General features: G+C 48.6%; 16 protein-coding genes. 11 read left to right on the forward strand and 5 right to left on the reverse strand.

The genetic code is table 11. From position 1 onward, the window contains the following. The first annotated feature begins 152 nt into the window (after positions 1–152). Both D5E69_RS06835 and D5E69_RS06840 read left to right on the forward strand, forming a co-directional pair. Complete coding sequence (locus D5E69_RS06835) at positions 153–905, forward strand: ABC transporter ATP-binding protein (RefSeq protein ID WP_159129463.1); 753 nt, start codon at positions 153–155, stop codon at positions 903–905. Continuing rightward, positions 895–2,052 carry an ABC transporter permease gene (locus tag D5E69_RS06840; RefSeq protein ID WP_048005075.1) on the forward strand — a complete coding sequence of 386 codons (1,158 nt, stop codon included), beginning with the start codon at positions 895–897 and terminating at the stop codon, positions 2,050–2,052. The genes D5E69_RS06835 and D5E69_RS06840 overlap by 11 nt, the downstream gene beginning before the upstream one ends. Before the next feature lie 258 nt (positions 2,053–2,310). Here the strand turns inward: D5E69_RS06840 and D5E69_RS06845 are convergent, their stop codons facing one another. Continuing rightward, positions 2,311–2,895, reverse strand: a complete 585-nt coding sequence (locus D5E69_RS06845) for a hypothetical protein (RefSeq protein WP_231888736.1) — start codon at positions 2,893–2,895, stop codon at positions 2,311–2,313. Between the two features lie 150 nt (positions 2,896–3,045). Between D5E69_RS06845 and D5E69_RS06850 the strand changes: the two genes are divergently transcribed. The 4 genes from D5E69_RS06850 to hflX all read left to right on the forward strand — a co-directional run bounded on the left by D5E69_RS06850 (position 3,046) and on the right by hflX (position 7,059). Then, on the forward strand, positions 3,046–3,870 hold the full coding sequence (locus D5E69_RS06850) for an SDR family oxidoreductase (protein ID WP_063191431.1): 825 nt from the start codon (positions 3,046–3,048) through the stop codon (positions 3,868–3,870). A gap of 458 nt (positions 3,871–4,328) precedes the next feature. After that, complete coding sequence (locus D5E69_RS06855) at positions 4,329–4,658, forward strand: PadR family transcriptional regulator (RefSeq protein ID WP_063191336.1); 330 nt, start codon at positions 4,329–4,331, stop codon at positions 4,656–4,658. Then, complete coding sequence (locus D5E69_RS06860) at positions 4,655–5,419, forward strand: HAAS domain-containing protein (RefSeq protein WP_063191335.1); 765 nt, start codon at positions 4,655–4,657, stop codon at positions 5,417–5,419. The genes D5E69_RS06855 and D5E69_RS06860 overlap by 4 nt, the downstream gene beginning before the upstream one ends. A 374-nt stretch (positions 5,420–5,793) precedes the next feature. Continuing rightward, a complete protein-coding gene (gene hflX, locus D5E69_RS06865) occupies positions 5,794–7,059 on the forward strand; it encodes a GTPase HflX (RefSeq protein ID WP_063191334.1) in 1,266 nt (421 codons plus the stop codon). A gap of 39 nt (positions 7,060–7,098) precedes the next feature. Here hflX and D5E69_RS06870 read toward each other — a convergent pair whose 3' ends face one another. Beyond that, the gene (locus D5E69_RS06870; protein ID WP_048005070.1) at positions 7,099–8,502 is read right to left on the reverse strand and encodes an alanine/glycine:cation symporter family protein; all 1,404 of its coding nucleotides are present in this window, start codon (positions 8,500–8,502) and stop codon (positions 7,099–7,101) included. A gap of 282 nt (positions 8,503–8,784) precedes the next feature. Here D5E69_RS06870 and D5E69_RS06875 point away from each other — a divergent pair, with 282 nt between their 5' ends. From D5E69_RS06875 to D5E69_RS06890, 4 genes are all read left to right on the forward strand, one after another. After that, positions 8,785–9,624: a hypothetical protein gene (locus D5E69_RS06875; protein ID WP_159129464.1), complete on the forward strand. Its 840-nt coding sequence runs from the start codon at positions 8,785–8,787 to the stop codon at positions 9,622–9,624. Between the two features lie 32 nt (positions 9,625–9,656). Next, positions 9,657–10,022 (forward strand): helix-turn-helix domain-containing protein, encoded by a 366-nt coding sequence (locus D5E69_RS06880; protein ID WP_159129465.1) that lies wholly within the window; start codon positions 9,657–9,659, stop codon positions 10,020–10,022. A 120-nt stretch (positions 10,023–10,142) separates the two neighbouring features. Beyond that, complete coding sequence (ald, locus tag D5E69_RS06885) at positions 10,143–11,267, forward strand: alanine dehydrogenase (protein WP_159129466.1); 1,125 nt, start codon at positions 10,143–10,145, stop codon at positions 11,265–11,267. A gap of 267 nt (positions 11,268–11,534) precedes the next feature. Further along, on the forward strand, positions 11,535–12,302 hold the full coding sequence (locus D5E69_RS06890) for an SDR family oxidoreductase (protein ID WP_148795873.1): 768 nt from the start codon (positions 11,535–11,537) through the stop codon (positions 12,300–12,302). 244 nt (positions 12,303–12,546) lie between these two features. On the opposite strand, the gene D5E69_RS06895 is transcribed toward D5E69_RS06890, so the two are convergent. The 3 genes from D5E69_RS06895 to D5E69_RS06905 form a co-directional block, all read right to left on the reverse strand. Continuing rightward, positions 12,547–13,650: a DUF1648 domain-containing protein gene (locus D5E69_RS06895; protein ID WP_159129467.1), complete on the reverse strand. Its 1,104-nt coding sequence runs from the start codon at positions 13,648–13,650 to the stop codon at positions 12,547–12,549. Between the two features lie 2 nt (positions 13,651–13,652). After that, complete coding sequence (locus D5E69_RS06900; protein WP_048005065.1) at positions 13,653–14,030, reverse strand: GntR family transcriptional regulator; 378 nt, start codon at positions 14,028–14,030, stop codon at positions 13,653–13,655. Between the two features lie 103 nt (positions 14,031–14,133). Beyond that, a complete protein-coding gene (locus tag D5E69_RS06905; protein ID WP_053072218.1) occupies positions 14,134–14,757 on the reverse strand; it encodes a TVP38/TMEM64 family protein in 624 nt (207 codons plus the stop codon). Between the two features lie 335 nt (positions 14,758–15,092). Between D5E69_RS06905 and D5E69_RS06910 the strand changes: the two genes are divergently transcribed. Beyond that, complete coding sequence (locus D5E69_RS06910; RefSeq protein ID WP_159129468.1) at positions 15,093–18,026, forward strand: hypothetical protein; 2,934 nt, start codon at positions 15,093–15,095, stop codon at positions 18,024–18,026. Positions 18,027–18,031: the final 5 nt, after the last annotated feature.

The raw sequence follows: 18,031 nt of genomic DNA on the forward strand, positions 1-18,031 counted from the left end.
CTTTCATTTGGGTTTCTCTGACCATTTTACCATTTTCAAGAGGGGTTATGGCATTTTCACGACAGAAAAAGGAACATTCGCGACCACTCCGGAGACGGACTGCGCTTTCCCTAGTAAGATAAATACAAGAAACCAAACAAGGAGCGGTGAAGATGATTGAAATCAATGAGGTCACAAAGAAATTCCAGGATAAGAAAAAATCCATCACGGCACTGAAGCATGTGAGCTTTACCATCGGGAAAGGGGATACGGTCGGATTGCTCGGGGAGAACGGGGCCGGCAAGACGACCCTCCTCCGCACGATTGCGACCCTTCTGGAGCCGACCGATGGCAGCGTGAAGGTGGGGGGCTACGATCCGGTCAAGAATCCGGATCAGATCAAGCGGAAAATCGGCGTGCTCTTTGGCGGGGAGACCGGTTTGTATGACCGCCTGACGGCGAAGGAAAATCTTGAGTACTTCGCGAGCCTGTACGGGATGAGCAAGCATGACACGAAGGTAAGGATCGACGAACTCGCCAGGATGTTCGGCATGAGGGACTATCTTGGTCGGAAAGTCGGCGGGTTCTCGAAGGGGATGCGCCAGAAGGTGGCGATTGCCCGCACCCTGATCCATGACCCGGAGATCATCCTTTTCGATGAACCGACGACGGGGCTTGATATCACCTCTTCCAATGTGTTCCGTCAGCTTGTCCATCAGCTGAAGCGGGATGGGAAGACGATCATATTCTCGAGTCATATCATGGAGGAAGTCACGATGCTGTGCGACAAGGTGGCGATGGTCCATAAAGGCGAACTCGTCTATCATGGACAGCTGGAAGACCTCTACGCGCAAGAAAACAGCCGCGATCTGAACTTTATCTTTATGAGCAAGCTTGTGAGGGGAGATGAGTACCATGCTTCTTAATATCTTTAAAAAGGAAATGAAGGATGCGTTCAGGGATCGACGTACGCTACTGTTAACAGTGCTTTTGCCTATTCTCATGATGACGGCATTGACTTTCTTCTATGAGGGGATGATGTCTGACAGTGAGGGAGATTCCTACACACTTGCAGTGAGCAAGGATGTATCAGACGAGCAATTGGCCTTGTTCCAGGGAGATAAGAGTATCGATGTGGCCAAAGTCGAAGATCCTGAAAGCAGTGTTAAAGATGGAGATGCCCTTGCAGCTGTCGTTTTCAGCAACGATTTCATGGGGAGCGTCCAGAGAGGGGAAGAAGCAACAGTCACCATCGTAGGTGATTCCATGAGTGAAAACTCCAGCCTCTTGATGAGCAAAGTGACTGCCTATCTATCAGGCTATGAAAAATCTGTCACGGCAGAGAGATTGAAGAGTGAAGGCTTGGATGAATCGACGATCCAACCCTTCACGATGACCCAGCAGGAGTTGTCTGAAGAAGATACCGGGCTTTTCCTCATTGCCCTGATCATCCCGATGATGATGGCCCTTGCCATTGGAATAGGGGCGGGACCTGTATCAGCTGATCTGTTTGCCGGTGAAAAAGAAAAGAAAACAATGGAAGCCCTCCTGATCACGCCGGTGAAGCGTTCTACTCTTCTATGGGCGAAATGGTTGACCATCTCATCACTGGGGCTCATTACAGGGATGATCACATTGCTCGTGGTGACCGTGGAAATTGCATTCTTTACTGAAAACTTGAGGAAAGGCATTTCCTTCGGGGATCAGCTTCCGCTCATCGTAGGGCTTGCGTTGGTAGTGGCTGTCGTGTACGCCATGTTTAACGCATCGATCTTGATGCTGACGAGTATCGCGGGGAAAACAATCAAAGAGGCTCAGAGCTATAGTACTCCAGTGATGATGCTGGCCGTATTCCCAAGTTTGTTCATTTCGGGAGTCAGCGTCAACGAACTTGCTGCCCATCACTTCCTCATCCCGATCCTGAATATGTTCAGCATCCTGAAGGAACTGATCTACGGGGTTGTCGACCCCGTCCACCTATCCATGATGATCGGTACGAACCTGATCGTCGTCGTGGTCATCTTCATCATCGGTCGCATCATGTTCCTGAAGGATAAATGGGTGATGAATTAAACAAATGAACACCGCTCCACGAAGGGACGGTGTTCACTTTTGTACAGCCTATTTTCTTGAATCTAGTAATCTAGCTTATACCCTCTAGTATTCCGTGCATATGATAGGAGTAAGAAAGGGGGAGATTCATTTGATACAAGGCTGCGCAGACTTTGCACTTGCCATGGTCCTGTTGATCCTTTGGTACATTACATCATGGACACCTTGCTCCATTTTGCGTAATACGCTGAAGAACAGACTGTGCTGTGTCATAGGATGCTAGTGAGAGGACCTGGTCGTTCGGCCAGGGCTTCTTTTCTTTTTGGGCGGCTTTTTGAAAAAGGACCGGACAACAAGGAAGATACCTATAATGGCCGAATAGATCAGGAAGAATGCGAGGAATCCCCATAGGCCGATGATGGCATCGGCGAATTCCATGTTCCCCCGCTGGGTGATCGCCTGCTGGATCTCGATGGCGAAGACAAGGACGAACATGAAGGTAAGGGTGTACATAAAAGAGAGGCCTGCGATCCCAAACGGCATCTTTGCCGCTACTTTGGATACGGCATAGACAAAAAAGAATACGAGCATCCCGATGATGCCCATCACCCAGAAATGCAAATCTTTGTCGGTCAGGTTCAATCCCAGGCCATCTGTGACTTCAATAACGATGTCGTGGAAGTTATTGATCACTTCTACGATGGAAATGATGGCTTCTTTCAATCTCATCCCGCCTTTACTCAATATGCACTGATTATAGCAGGGGAAGAAGGGGATGGCTACTAATGTTAGGAAATGAATGGAAAGGGTGAGGAGCTCATGCTCATGAAAATCTGCGTGGATGTGGTGATTGACCTGCTTCATCTGGTTTTCGTTTTTCTAGGATGGGGTACGCGGATGTAATAGAGAAGATGAAGCGGTTGCCTGTAGCGTAGGAAACATCCTTATGTTTACTTCTTCACAAATCGGGAAAACTCCCATTAGACAACCAATCGAACAGGAGGATTCAGAATCATGGGAAGATTAGACAACAAAGTATCCATCATCACAGGAGCTGCAAACGGTATCGGTGAAGCCACGGCAAATGTATTTGCGGCAGAGGGGGCCAAAGTCATCCTTGCCGATGTAGATGAAAAACAGGTGATTAAAACCGCAGAAAATATCCGGAAAGAAGGTGGACAGGCAGAGGCGTATCACCTTGATGTGTCCAGCGAGGAAGGCGTCAAAGCGTTTGCATCCCATTTGAAAGAGAAGTATGGCACGATCGATGTGCTCTTCAATAACGCCGGAGTCGATGAGCAGGGCGGGAAGGTCCACGAATATCCTGTGGAGCTCTTTGATAAGATCATTGCCGTTGATCTACGCGGTACATTCCTTGTCAGCAAATACCTGATCCCCCTCATGCTCGAGAAAGGCGGATCCATCATCAATAACGGATCCATGTCTGGACACGCAGCGGACCTTGATCGCTCAGGATATAATGCCGCCAAGGGAGGCATCATCAACTTTACCAAAGCAATGGCCATCGACTATGCACGCCACGGCATCCGGGTGAATTCCGTTTCTCCGGGCACGATCGAAACCCCTCTCATCGATATCCTTGTCGGTGGGAAAGAGGATGACATGGGTGAGAAGTTCCGCGAAGCCAATAAGTGGATCACCCCGATGGGTCGCCTCGGTCGCCCGACAGAAATGGCGACGGTAGCCCTGTTCCTAGCATCTGATGACAGCTCATATGTCACGGGAGAAGACATCAAGGCCGACGGAGGCATCATGGCGTACACCTGGCCAGGGAAGATGCTGATTGAACAAGATGAATGGAAGAAGGGAACTGAATAAGATCCATCATCAAAAGAGGCTGGGACAAGAGTGTTTTAGTCATAGTAAAACCCGAACTATCTTGCCTGAGATAGTTCGGGTTTTTGATTTGTTTCATGACCATTACTATTTACTTGATCCTAGCGGTTGATTGGAGTGCAAGACGAAGACTCCAGCGGGAAGAGTAGCTGATGTGAGACCCCGCAGGCTTGCCGAGGAGGCTCACGGGCTACCCGCGGAAAGCGAAGTCTTGCACGGAAATCATGAGCGGTATAAAGAAGCCATACTGATTGTTCGTCATGACCTTTTTTGTTTTGTTTTGTCCCAATCTCTTTTTGTGATTAAATAAAAACTGCATTGCTAAAGATGGAAACATTTGATAAACTAAAACTACTTTGTAATGCAACCTAGTTTGCATTGCATTCTTTTTCCTCAACTATGTTGTAAAGCAAAATAGTTGAGGGAGAAAGGAGGACGATATGTCATCGAGCCAATTATTGAAGGGTGTACTGGAGGGTTGCCTCCTTTCCATCATCTCAAAAGGGGAAACATACGGCTATGAAATGATCGAGAAATTGGCCCAGCACGGCTTCACGATGGTGAAGGAAGGAAGCATCTATCCGTTGCTCCTGCGCATGAAAAAGGATGGGCTGGTGACAACGGTCCAGAAGGAGATGCCTTCAGGAGGGCCTAAACGAAAATATTATCACCTCACCCCTGCAGGGCAGGAAGAATTGGAACAGTTCAAGGTCAGGTGGAGGGACATGTCGACGAGCGTGAATCGATTGATGGAGGAGGAAGAGAAATGAATGTTTCAAAGGAAAGCAGGGACTTCCTGGACCGGCTGAGTATTTACTTGATTACAAGCGGGAAGAACGAAAAAGAGATTAGGGAGATCACGGGTGAACTGGAAGATCATCTACACGAAGCTGAACAGAACGGGAAAAGCGTCGAGGACATCACCGGACTGACCCCGAAGGCGTACATGGATCAGATTGCGAAGGAGATGCCGTTTGATAAGATGGGGGTTTTCAAATATGCGCTGGTTTTGATCTTTGGATCCATCGCTTTCTATGTGATGGGGGACGCCATTAACGGCACAATGGATTACTCATGGATCATCCTCATTGGTCTACCTGTCATGATCCTGTTTTATGGTGTAATGGTAGCAAGACTGTTCAAATATACGGCAGGAAAAGTATTATCAAAAAAGAAGGAATTCACGCTCTTACTGGTGATGTCGGGAGTACCACTTGCCGGTATGGGAGGAGTTGTGTTTTTAGAAAAATTCATAGGAGATACAGCCGTATCGCTTGGCACAACAGGAAGAATGGTTGGATTCGTGCTGTGCGCCCTCATCCTGATCGGGATATCGATTTGGTCGAAGACACCTATCATGATCATCCTTCCGATTGTCGTATTTGTACCCCAATATTTTATCGAAAGATCTTCCTGGTCGGAAGAAACACAGCTTATGATGATCGGGATGATATTTCCTATAGGCTTCATGATTTCCCTGGGCATTTCCTTCTTACAGATCTGGCGAAAGGAACGCAAACAGATTGCGTAATCTGTCGGGAGGAATCCCTTTCTTTCACGCGATTTCTATGGTAAGATGACTGTACTTATAGGAATGGAGGTTTTCCAAATGATCTTGATCAGACTACGAATCCGCGAATGGAACGCATAATTGAATACGTTCAATGCTCTGCCTGTGTGCAGGGTAAATGGGATTGGTCTGATCGATTATAAGGGAAGCCTCGAACGTGGAGCCTTATCATTGAAATTGAATACCGACCGGTTGGCACATGATGGGGAAGTGCGGATTTCCCCATGCCTTTTTCCGTTTACGAAAAGCACAGGCAGAGGTCTGGGCTTTTTTTCGTATAGAGGACCGATCCAGATCCTCCCCTAAGGGAAGATCGATGAAGGAGTGAGAAATGAATGGAAGAACAAAAATTAAAAGCAATCGCCATCGGCGTGAATACAAAAGACCGTGATAATGACTTTGAATACGGGATGCTCGAGCTCAAGGGGCTTGCTGAAGCACGCCATATGGACGTAGTGGGTGAGTTCACCCAGAATATGCAGCGTCCCAATCACGTGCATTATTTAGGGAAAGGGAAGATCGATGAGCTGATCCCCCTCATAGAAGAGTGGGAAGCGGATGTGATCATTTCGAATGATGAGCTTTCACCTTCGCAAATCAGGGTGCTGGAGAAGAAGCTTGAGCTCCGTGTGATGGACCGGACCATGCTCATTCTCGACATTTTCGCTGAACGCGCGAAGACAAGGGAAGCACAGCTTCAGGTGGAAGTTGCACAGCTGCAGTATATGCTGCCCCGTCTGATTGGACGGAGGGAGTCCCTCGGCAGACAGGGGGGAGGCTCAGGACTTGCCAACCGTGGTGCCGGTGAGACGAAGCTCGAGCTCGACCGCCGTCGCATCGAGGACCGGATCACGGCCCTCCGCAAGGAACTTGACTCACTCGTTGAACTGAGAAGCACACAGCGGAAGCAGCGGAAAAAGAGCGGCATTCCCGTCGTTTCCCTTGTAGGCTATACAAATGCAGGCAAATCGACGACGATGAATGCCTTTGTCGAGCGATTCCACCACAACACCGACAAGCAGGTGTTCGAGAAGGATATGCTGTTTGCCACGTTGGAGACATCCGTGCGTAACATTACGCTGCCAGATCAAAAATCATTCCTGCTGACCGATACGGTCGGTTTCGTCAACAAGCTGCCCCATCAGCTTGTCAAAGCATTCCGCTCGACGCTCGAGGAAGTGGTGGAAGCAGACCTGATCATCCATGTGGTGGATCTGGCCGACCCCCATCACGACACGATGATGGATGTGACGGACAAAACGCTTGAAGAAATCGGAGTCGGCGATACACCGATCCTGTACGCATTCAATAAAGCAGACCTTGTTGGTGGGGATATCCCCCGCGTGGAGCAAGGCGGTGTCTTTTACTCTGCAAAGCAGAGGATCGGGATCGAAGAACTGCTGGGTGAAGTGAAAAAACAGATCTTTGGCGATTATAAGACATGCACGATGCTCATCCCGTATGACCAGGGACAGCTGATTTCTTATTTTAACGAACAGGCAACCGTCCTTGAAACTGAATATGATGAGAAAGGCACCATCCTGAAAGTGGAATGCAGGGAAAGTGATGCCGAACGGTACCGTGACTATATCATCGCATGAACAAAAGCCCCGTCCGGGATGAAGGACGGGGCTTTTTGGTTACTTCTTCTTGGTTGTTGCGGGAAGGTATTCGTTGAAGTAGTGCTTCGTTTCACTGGATATCACCTTGTAAAGGAGTATGAGTGCGATGAGGTTCGGGATCATCATGAGCGCATTGGCCATGTCGGCGAACTTCCATACGACATTCAGATTGGCAATGGCACCGGCGAACGTTGCGATCACATACACGAGGCGATACGGTACGATGAAACGGTAGTTGGTCAAGTATTCAAAGCATTTCTCCCCGTACATATACCAGCCGACAATCGTGGAAAATCCGAAGAACACGACGGAAAACGATACGATGTATTCCCCAGCCGTGCCGAGGGCATGTCCGAAAGCGGCGCTGGTCAGTGCCCCGCCATCCAGGGAAGGATCGTGGGCCACACCGGAGAGCAATCCGCCGGACGGATCCCAGAAACCTGTGATGAGCAAGACAAGCCCCGTCATTGTACAGACGATGATGGTCACGATGAACGTACCGGTCATGGCCACAAGAGCCTGTTTCACCGGATGGTCGGTCTTGGCATTCCCGGCAATGAGGGCCGCCGTTCCGAGTCCGGATTCATTGGAGAAGATTCCTTTCGAGAACCCGCTCCTCACGGCCTCTGCCACTACGACCCCTCCGAATCCACCTGCTGCTGCAACGGGATTGAATGCATATTCAAAGATCAGGGAGAAGGATGGGATGATCATATCGTAATTGATGAAGATGATCAGCAGTGATCCTCCTATATAGAGGAACGCCATAATCGGGACGAAGAATGATGCCACGGTCGAGATCCTCTGTATGCCCCCGAAGATGATAAGTGCTGTCAATACAGCCAGGGTGATCCCGGTAATCCATGGATTAATGGAAAAGCTGGAAGTCATGACATCGGCGATTGTATTGGATTGGACGCTGTTGCCGATCCCGAGTGCTGCAAATGCCCCGAAGAGAGCAAAGGCGACACCGAGAAATTTCCATTTCCGTCCCAGACCTTTTTCCACGTAGTACATCGGTCCACCGGAGTATTCGCCGTTTTTGTTTTTTACGCGGTATTTCATGGCCAGTAGGGCTTCGGCGTACTTTGTGGCCATCCCCACTAGACCGACGACCCACATCCAGAAGATGGCTCCGGGTCCGCCAATCGTGATGGCCGTGGCCACCCCTGCGATATTTCCGTTACCGATCGTGGCCGACAATGCGGTCATCAGCGTTTTGAAGTTGGAGATATCCCCCTCGGATGAGTCTGTCGAAGCGGACGGTTTTTCTTTCGTAAATGCGAGTTTGAATGCATAGAATAGCCTGCGGAACTGAATGCCTCTCAATACCAGTGTCAAAAATAGGCCTGTCCCGAATAACAGTACTAAACTTGGTGTTCCCCACAAGAATGAATTGATCTTGTCTAGTACGTCTAACATCGAATCCTCCTCTAGCTGTCTGTGAATATGTGAGTTTCCAACTCTTATTATATATAGTATCATCAAGAATGTGGATACCGTTTTGTCGAAAAATGAAAGTTGAAGCGTTTTCAATTGTGTGTTTTCACAAATGAGTGGATAATGTTTGTAAGGATGGAAATGTGCTGGAGGGTTCATTTTCAAAAACCTGTTCAAAATGCAGGGAAACCATTGCTTCGGAAACCGTACATCTACTATGATTAAAAACGGATCATTGAATTGCACGCAAAAGGAGTGGTACGAATGGACAAATTTTCAGAGCAACTCGACCCTTTCAAGGGACCATTCCAATCATTAGAAGAACTGGCTGACGCCATTAGTGAGACAATCGGATGCCCGATTACGATAGAAGATGCTAATCACCGCATCCTCGCATACAGCACCCATGATGATGATGTGGATCCGGCACGCATGGCGACGATCATGCGCAGGAAGGTTCCCGATAACGTCATCAAAAGTCTATGGAAAAATGGTGTCATCCCGAAACTATTCGACAGCGACGAGCCTGTCATCATCCCGGCGATTTCAGAAGTCGGTCTTGGGAAGCGGGTGGCGGTATCTGTATGGAAAAACGATGAGATCCTCGGCTTCATCTGGGGACAGGTGACGTGGGATATCACAGAAGAAGAATTGAATCTCTTCCGTAAAGCAGGGAAGGTCGTCAAGAATCAGATGTTATCGTTGAAAATCCGGAAGAAGGCGGGGGAAGAGGGGCATAAGGACTTCTTCTGGCAGCTGTTGACCGGGCATTTGAAAGATCGGGGGAAGATCGATTCCCTTGCTGATAAATACCATCTTTCCATGAACGGAGCCACGGGTATTGTCGTCTTTGAATTCCCCGAGGAAATCCAGCAATCCCTGGAGCGTCATGTCAACTACTACATCCAGGCCTCTTCCTATATTAAGCTCATCACGAGCACAACCGATGAAAACCAGTTGATCCTTCTTGTAAGGCCGTTCCAGGATGAAGGACCGTCAAGGCAGATCAAGGATTTCGTCCGTGACTTTGTGGAAGAGATCAGCAGCAGACTCGGGGTCCAGGAGCTGAAAGGAGCGGCCGGTACCCTCTATCGCTCCCCGTAAGCATCCGTGAAAGCTATAAAGAAGCCCTTTATGTGCTGTCGATCAAGGATCGATTTAAACATGAGGCAAGCGGGATCTATACGTATCAGGAGCTTGGGGTCTTCCAGTTCATCGATGATCTGTATGAAAAGCGCATCCGTGACGGCTATCAAAATTATCATCTTGAAAAATTGATGGAGTACGACCGGAAGCACCATTCCCAGCTCCTTGAGACGATCGATATGTATCTGAGATACGATTGCAACGTAAATGAGGCTTCCAAGGCCCTGCATGTTCATGCCAATACACTGAATTACCGCCTCAAGAGGATCGGGGAAATCACCGAGATGGATCTGAAGGACCCGAATCAGAAAATGACCTTATACCTGGATCTTAAAATTGAACAGATGAAAAAATGACGGGTTTGTGGAATTCTCCAAACCCGTCTTCTTTTTTTCTCTATTTTCCACGATGCAATTACTGTGAAGAATCCATATAATCAGAATTAACCAAACAATGATTATAGGAGAGATGTAGCCATGCAGATTGGAATTCCTAAAGAAATCAAAAACAACGAGAACCGTGTAGCCATCACACCAGCCGGTGTCCTCAACCTGGTGAAGGCAGGTCATTCCGTATATATCGAGTCTGGAGCTGGAATTGGAAGCGGTTTCACGGACAAGTCCTATCTGGAAGCGGGAGCGAAAATCGAAGCCACTGCTGCTGACGTATGGAATAAAGCCATGGTCATGAAAGTGAAAGAGCCTCTTCCCTCTGAGTATGTGTATTTCCACAAAGGTCTGATCTTGTTCACCTACCTGCATCTCGCAGCAGAACCGGAACTTGCCCAGGCACTGGTTGAAAAAGAAGTGACCGCCATTGCCTATGAAACGGTGGAAGTCAATCGCACTCTGCCGCTTCTGACTCCAATGAGTGAAGTAGCGGGACGCATGGCTACACAGATCGGTGCGCAATTCCTCGAGAAACCAAAGGGCGGGAAAGGCATCCTGCTGAGTGGAGTACCGGGTGTAAAACGCGGGAAGGTGACCATCATCGGAGGCGGAGTCGTCGGTACGAACGCCGCGAAAATGGCTGTCGGCCTTGGAGCGGACGTGACATTGATCGATCTGAGCGCCGAACGCCTGCGCCAGCTCGACGATATCTTCGGCAATGATATTCAAACCCTGATGTCGAACCGCCTAAATATCGAAGATGCAGTGAAGGATTCCGATCTTGTCATCGGTGCCGTGTTGATTCCGGGAGCAAAAGCACCGAAGCTTGTGACAGAAGATATGGTCAAGTCCATGCAGCCGGGATCTGTCCTCGTGGATGTTGCCATCGATCAGGGCGGAATCATCGAAACATGCGATCATATCTCGACGCATGATGATCCTACTTACGAAAAACACGGGGTCGTCCATTATGCCGTAGCGAATATGCCGGGTGCCGTTCCACGTACGTCCACGATTGCCTTGACGAATGTGACCGTCCCGTATGCCCTCCAGATCGCCAACAAAGGCGTGGCAAAAGCAATCCAGGATAATATGGCCCTTGCAAAAGGAGTCAACGTGGCCAACGGATTCATCACATACGAAGCCGTGGCGAGAGATCTTGGATACAAATACGTTACAGCGCATGACGCCATCCTTACAACCGTTGTATAATAGATATGAAAAAAGACGTGTGAATGGGTACACGTCTTTTTTTCTTGTATAGTAAGGTATCTTACTTCCTTCATCATTTTGGGCATACCAATTGCATTATTTAATGCACAATACATATCGTCCAATTAAAATAGAATGTCTAAATCAAATCATTTGGGCAGACCTGTTGCTATCTTTATAAACTTCCAGATTTGGTTCGTTACCAAAAGTCTAAACCTTACAGATGCTACAATATAATAAAAGCAATGGAAAAGGGAGGGAGATTTTTTGAAGATATTAGTAACGGGCTCAACAGGGCAACTTGGTTCAGCGGTCCTTCATCAACTTAAAGATCGTGAGTGTAGTGTCATCATGACTTCAAGACGAAAACCTTTATGTAGTGGGGATTTTGACTGGATCTATAGTGATATGCTCTCAGGTCAAGGATTAGAAGAGGCCTCAAAAGATGTAGATGTGGTCATTCACACAGCAACCAGCCCAATGAAAAAAACCAAAGAAATCGAAGTAGCAGGTCTCTCAAACTTTTTAAGTAAACTCACACACATAAAACACTTTATTTATCCATCGATTGTCGGTATTGAAGATATACCATTTAAATATTACAAGTATAAATACGAAGCAGAAGAATTGCTAAAACAAAGTTCTATCCCTTATACAATTGTTCGTGCAACTCAGTTCCATAGCTTTGTTGATTCTTTGTTTTTATCAAAAACATTATTAAAAGGGTATTTTATTCCGGGTAACATTAAGTTTCAAACTGTTGATGTAGGTGAATTTGCAAATCATTTAATTAATCTAACGGATAAAGGACCTCAAGGGAAAACGGCTGAATTTGCAGGACCAAAAATAATGACACTAAGAGAAATGGCAGATTTGAAAATAGGAATAAACAATAAACCGAGTAGAATTTATAACTTCTCCTTACCAGGAGGACTTTACAAAGCTTTATTAGATGGTAAAAACACGAATCCAATGCAGAATATGGGAACAGTTACATTTGAGGATTATTTAAGAAAAAAGGTGACTGAAAGGTAGGAGAGAATGAAAATATTCAGGGACTTTTTTGTGCGAAAATACGTAAACTAGGGGTTGCTTTACTTTAAGTATAACAAGGAAAACTCGCCACATTTGGGCGAGTTTTCCTTTATTTATATTGCCCTCTTGGACGTCAGCAGGACTGCCATTCCTGTGTGGTTTTTTATCAAAGTCCCTCACAACGTAACCCTTCACAGGGAGCGGACGGGGCTTTTTTTTTGCTTGGGACCCTATCGCTGCTTTTCTACAGCAGGGTGACCAATAAAATGGCGACGATCGGTGCAAGGATGAGGAGATAGCCGGCAGGTCTGGCGAAGTTCACCGTCCAGCCGACACCGAATCGTTTTTCCACCAAGAAGGAAGGGTCCTCGCGGTTGAAGTAAAAGATGCCGCCGATCCAGTGTGAATCATCGTCTTCATTGACGGTGTCCCCACCCTCATCGATGATGGTGGTACGGTCCAGATCCGAATCCGCTTTCCCAACTTTCACGGCCATCAAGACAGCCCCCAGGAAGACGAGCACAGAGAAGGCCAGTGGTGCAAAGAGCATGAGGGATCCGCTCAATAGATCTTCGTAAGCCGTTTTGATATGGAGAAAACTGAATAGCATGGCCGTGGCCATGGAAATGAAGAACAAGAACCAGCTGGAGTACTTTCTCAGTCTGAACTGGCGGACTTTGGATGCGGGAATGTTGCCGGCGCTCAGTTTGATGCCTGAGTTCCGTGTCAGTTCGTGGATGGCAAGGAACATGGCGCTCATGAGCAGTAATACAAAGGGCATGGTAAGAACGCTTATCCTGGTCTTGGCTGTGAATGCATCCGGCTCTCCGTTGGGTCCCCAATGTGTCGGTAGTTGATCAGGGAAGAGCTGATAATTCATCATGGTGAAGACAATGAGACCGGCCCCGATCACGATCGGGAACAGGAAGAAGTACCATGGGAGCATTTCATCCTTGGACCTTGAGGTAAGCTCGGACACGCGCACCTGTCTTCGTCCTTTGAACCATTGGCTTTCACGTTTGTAACGGACCACCCGCATGTGGAAGTAGGCATAGAGGGCCATGGAGATGAAGATGATGATGAATGGAAGCAGGATGCCTGAAGCGATGAGCCGGTCCTCCGGTAGGTCCATTGTGCCTGTAATGATAAAGAACAAGGCAATGCCGGCGACGGATAGAATGGCAGTGACCGCCGCATAGATCTTTTTGAAGCGGAGCAAGTGAGCATCACGTATGTGCTCAACAGGAACCGTGACTCCGAATACGACAGTGCGTTTCACGATGAATGGCAGCATCACTTGTAAAAGGAGCATGATGCCGATAATACCTATCAATAAAATGGATTGCATGGTTATTCCCCCTTGATACTTAATTGAATGGATCTGATCATATCCTGCACCTGTTCATCCGTCATTCCGGTGGCCAGTGCTTCCGCAAGTAGCGGTCGGACGGCGGAGGCGATCAAGTCGATCCGTTCCTTTGTCGGTTCGTCTGGCTTGAGGATGATGGCACCGGACTTGGGCACGATCTGAATGAATCCTTTGTCCTCTAATTCATGGTAGCTTTTATTGACAGTGTGCATATTGACACCCAGGTCAGCAGCAAACGACCGGACCGATGGCAGCGCATCCCCGGGTTTCAAGTCACCCCTCACGATGCCCTCAAGAATACCGTTCCGTACCTGGGCATAGATCGGAATGATAGAGTGTGGTTCAATATGGATCAGCAAAAGATCACCTCCTGTTTGTTATATGTTTATTATAACAGATTTGTTCTATTATATGTATAACAAAATATAAATAGGCTCGTCCTATTTTATCCAAGGCAGCCATTCATCGTCTGCCGCGAACCTTTTTATAATAGAAAATCATGATCATGATAAGAACAACAGTGACCATGCCGGTCTCAATCCAGGACATGGACAGGACCCCTAGGGGGATAAGTGACAGGCAGAAAAAATAAAGGAAGTTGCCCGTGATGGTCCCGGTGATCAAATGCCTGAATGAGATCCCGCTTATGCCAGCCGTTATATTGACGAGGCTTGTGGGAATCATCGGGATGATCCGTCCTTGGAATACATACGTGAACCCTCGTTCCTTCAGATAGGGTGAAGGAGGGAAGCGGGAAGACAAGCTGCGAAGGAACAGCTGTCTGACTGAAATAAACACAATTCCGGCTCCGATGATGCTCGAAATCCAGCTCCACAGGAATCCTTGCCAAAAACCGAAAAGCGTTACATTTAACGAAATCACGAGAATGAGAGGGATGACTGTAAACGAGTTCTGGATAATCATGACGAGCAGGGTAAGTCCGTAAAGACTGAATCCGTGAGACTCCTTCAAGGAAGAAAGGGAGGATTCATCCCCCGACAGGATCAGACCGATGGTATCCTTCTGGAGAAAGGTGAGAGTAGCCAACATGGTAAGGAAGAAAAGAATAAAAACGTTTCTGCTCATACTGGATGCACCGCTTTTTGATGTATCCTATGTCGCGTCTGTAGGAGCGGTGAGGGCGGGCAGATGTCATGAACTCGGGAGAACAGCCTACTGATTTTTGCATATGATGCATGAAAGTGTATTGAAAAGGACTGATTGAGATGTTGAAAAAAGGGAGAGAAACATCATCATTGCCCTGCAAAATCATCCCGCCTCCAAAAGGCTGTGAAGGGTTGTTTCCGAATCCGGGTAATGAGTGCAAGGAGCCGATCATTCAGCTTGATCGGATCGGCTCCATCAGTTGTGATGGGGTTATCAGTGGAAGAGTCCTTTGTGACTTTAGGCCTGTTGCAGGTGTGGCAGTAACATTATCTGCAACTCCTCCAATAGTGAACTTTGCCGATTCCACCCCAATCACGGATGAAACCGGGCGTTTTTCAACGGTCGTATCGGTTCCGCGGGGAACACCGATCACATCGGGTGTTGTGGTGACTGCCGCTGCCGTGGTAGCAGGTCAGAGTGTAAGTGACAGCATCAGTGTGACGGTTGACTGCATCGTATGTACCAATCCAATCCTGACCTTGAATCCGATTGAAGGACCTGTCGGCTGCGAGGGAGCACCTCTAAGCGGGAGACTTATCTGTGACGGAAACGCCATTGCAAGAGCACCCATCACTTTCACCATCACATCCCAGTCAAAGCGGGTCGTCGTAAACCCGAACCCTGCCATCACCCAAAATGACGGTACTTATTCAGCCACGGTCGTTCCGTTCATTGGAATCAATGAAACGATCACGATTGTGGCATCGACGAGGATCGGCGGAATCGAAGTGGTATCCGAAGCACGTCAACTCACCGTGCGCTGTGTGAAGTGTGTCAATCCGGTCATTTTCATTAAAAAAGTATCCACGATCAACTGTGATGGAGTCATTTCAGGCACAGTGCTTTGTGACGGCGTCCCCATCCCAAATGTTCCGGTAACCCTCTCAGGGCCACCCTTCCTTCAGTTTGAACCGGAGGTCCCTATAACGGATGTGAACGGCGTGTTCACTTCCAGAGTGACCGTTTCAAGCGGGACGCCATTCCAGGAAGCAGAAATAACGGCATCAGCGGTGGTGAGCGGCATCGAGGTCTCCACCAGCCGTATTATTACGGCAGGATGTCTCTTCTGCCGTAATCCGGAGCTTACCCTTAATACTCCGAAAAAGGTCATAGTCTGTGAAGGAGCGGAGCTTACCGGTAAGCTGACCTGCGGCGGTATTCCGTTCCCTGGGGCAAGTATAGCCTTCATCTTGACGCCGCAAGAAGGGGTCACAATCGTACCGGATCCGGCCATCACCGGGGAGGATGGATCCTATCGTGCAAGAATCGTACCGGAGCTTGGGACAGTGGGCACGTTCACCATCGAGGCGAGGACCGTGATTGCAGGTGTGCTGATTTCCTCCGAAGTCAAAACGATCCGAGTCGATTGCGAGTGCAAAAATCCGGTCATCAGCATTGATGACCCCGGCAAGATCAATTGTGAATCCCCGATTACGGGTCGCTTGACCTGTGAAGGATTCCCGCTCGCCGGTGTCGAGGTCACATTCTCGAGTCCTCTCCTTGCATTCAATCCCAACCCAGTTGTCACGGATGAAAATGGCGAATTCAGTACGACGGCAACCGTCCCATTCGGTACAGAACCTCAGGAAACGACCCTTACCGCTTCAGGAGGCGGAGCAACTGAGACCATAACGGTCAAGGTATTCTGTAAAAAGTGCCTGAATCCATTACTGACCCTGAAAGCACCGAAGTTCATCGGCTGTGACGGCGGGAAAGTCACGGGCAGGTTGACATGCGACGGAGTTCCGCTCAAGGGGAATCTCGTCACGTTCACCACCTCACCGGCAGGGTCGATTGCAGTGTCGCCGAACCCCGTCACCACGGACGAGGACGGAAGATTCACGGCTGTCTTGACCACCACGCTCGGTGTAGAGGAAGTCGTGACGATCCAGGCTTCTTCCATTGTCAGCGGAACAGTGGTAGTTTCAGAGAATGAGAAGATCAAAGTGAAATGTGTGTGCAAACACCCTGAAATCATTCTCGAAGATCCGTGTAAGATCAACTGCGAAGGTGAAATCAGGGGGAAGGTGAAATGTGAGGGGCTGCCCCTCGCCGGTGTCGAGGTGATGCTTTCCAGTCCAATCCTGGACTTCAATCCGAATCCTGTGCTGACCGATGAGACTGGATCATTTTCTGCCGAAGTGACAGTCCCTTCCAATACACCGCTCACGGAGACCACCATTACGGCAAGGGTGACAGTGAATGGCAAGACCATAACCGAAACCATCAAGGTGAAAGTGATTTGCTTGAAGTGTCGCAATCCGAAGCTTACATTAAATACTCCGAAATACATCGGGTGTCCTGCAGAGCGGATTTCAGGCCGTCTGACCTGTGATGGGGTGCCGGTAAGGGATGCGGCCATCACCTTTGTCGTTACCTCGGATACCCCGGGAGCCGTCACCGTGGATCCGAATCCGGCATTTACGAATGATATGGGCGAATACACGGCAAGCATCCGTGCAGGTGCCGGCGTCACGGAGGTCATCACCATCAGGGCAGAAGCCGTCGTTTCAAGAGAAGGGGTGTCTTCTGAATCCCAACAGATCAAGGTGGATTGTCAGTGCGAGGATCCAAGGCTGGAACTTGAATGTGTAAAGAAAATTCGCTGCCGTGCCGAAATAAAGGGAAGATTCCTTTGTAAAGGTGAGCCACTTGCAGGGGTGAAGGTAACGTTGACCAGTCCGCTTCTCGATTTTGAACCTGCCGAAGTGTACACGAATCAGGATGGCTATTACAGGACGTCTGCCGTTGTACCTGGGGAAAGGCCGTACGAACTCACCACCTACACGGCAAGGGTCGAAATCGGGTCTCGGATGATTTCCCAAACGTGCAAAACCGTTGTGGGCTGTGAGCGATGCAAAAATCCCCGTTTGACTCTCTGCACCCCGTTGTTCGTAGGCTGTGAGGGGGAAGAAATCACTGGTGAGGTCCTCTGTGATCATCGCCCGGTCGAAGGCGTAAATGTCTATTTTAAAGTCGTATCATCCCATGGTGAGGAATATATCCTTCCAAATCCGGCAGTTACGAAGGCGGATGGTACCTATACTGCCCGGATCGTGCCTGCAAAAGGAAAGGTGGATATCATCACCATCACCGCAACAGCGGAAGTAGGGGATGAACAGTTGAAAAAAGGTCCGTTCCTGGTCGTCGTGAAATGCCCGTGCCCTCCGCACGAAGGCAAAGAATAAGAAGG

The sequence above is a fragment of the Rossellomorea marisflavi genome (assembly GCF_009806575.1).
Taxonomy (GTDB): Bacteria; Bacillota; Bacilli; order Bacillales; family Bacillaceae_B; genus Rossellomorea; species Rossellomorea marisflavi_A.

Excerpts from the sequence above, each read along its gene's own strand:
- D5E69_RS06840 (WP_048005075.1), top strand. The coding sequence starts at position 895 with ATGCTTCTTAATATCTTTAAAAAGGAAATGAAGGATGCGTTCAGGGAT.
- D5E69_RS06845 (WP_231888736.1), bottom strand. The coding sequence starts at position 2,895 with ATGAAGCAGGTCAATCACCACATCCACGCAGATTTTCATGAGCATGAG.
- D5E69_RS06855 (WP_063191336.1), top strand. The coding sequence starts at position 4,329 with ATGTCATCGAGCCAATTATTGAAGGGTGTACTGGAGGGTTGCCTCCTT.
- hflX (WP_063191334.1), top strand. The coding sequence starts at position 5,794 with ATGGAAGAACAAAAATTAAAAGCAATCGCCATCGGCGTGAATACAAAA.
- ald (WP_159129466.1), top strand. The coding sequence starts at position 10,143 with ATGCAGATTGGAATTCCTAAAGAAATCAAAAACAACGAGAACCGTGTA.
- D5E69_RS06875 (WP_159129464.1), top strand. The coding sequence starts at position 8,785 with ATGGACAAATTTTCAGAGCAACTCGACCCTTTCAAGGGACCATTCCAA.
- D5E69_RS06895 (WP_159129467.1), bottom strand. The coding sequence starts at position 13,650 with ATGCAATCCATTTTATTGATAGGTATTATCGGCATCATGCTCCTTTTA.
- D5E69_RS06850 (WP_063191431.1), top strand. The coding sequence starts at position 3,046 with ATGGGAAGATTAGACAACAAAGTATCCATCATCACAGGAGCTGCAAAC.
- D5E69_RS06870 (WP_048005070.1), bottom strand. The coding sequence starts at position 8,502 with ATGTTAGACGTACTAGACAAGATCAATTCATTCTTGTGGGGAACACCA.
- D5E69_RS06835 (WP_159129463.1), top strand. The coding sequence starts at position 153 with ATGATTGAAATCAATGAGGTCACAAAGAAATTCCAGGATAAGAAAAAA.
- D5E69_RS06860 (WP_063191335.1), top strand. The coding sequence starts at position 4,655 with ATGAATGTTTCAAAGGAAAGCAGGGACTTCCTGGACCGGCTGAGTATT.
- D5E69_RS06905 (WP_053072218.1), bottom strand. The coding sequence starts at position 14,757 with ATGAGCAGAAACGTTTTTATTCTTTTCTTCCTTACCATGTTGGCTACT.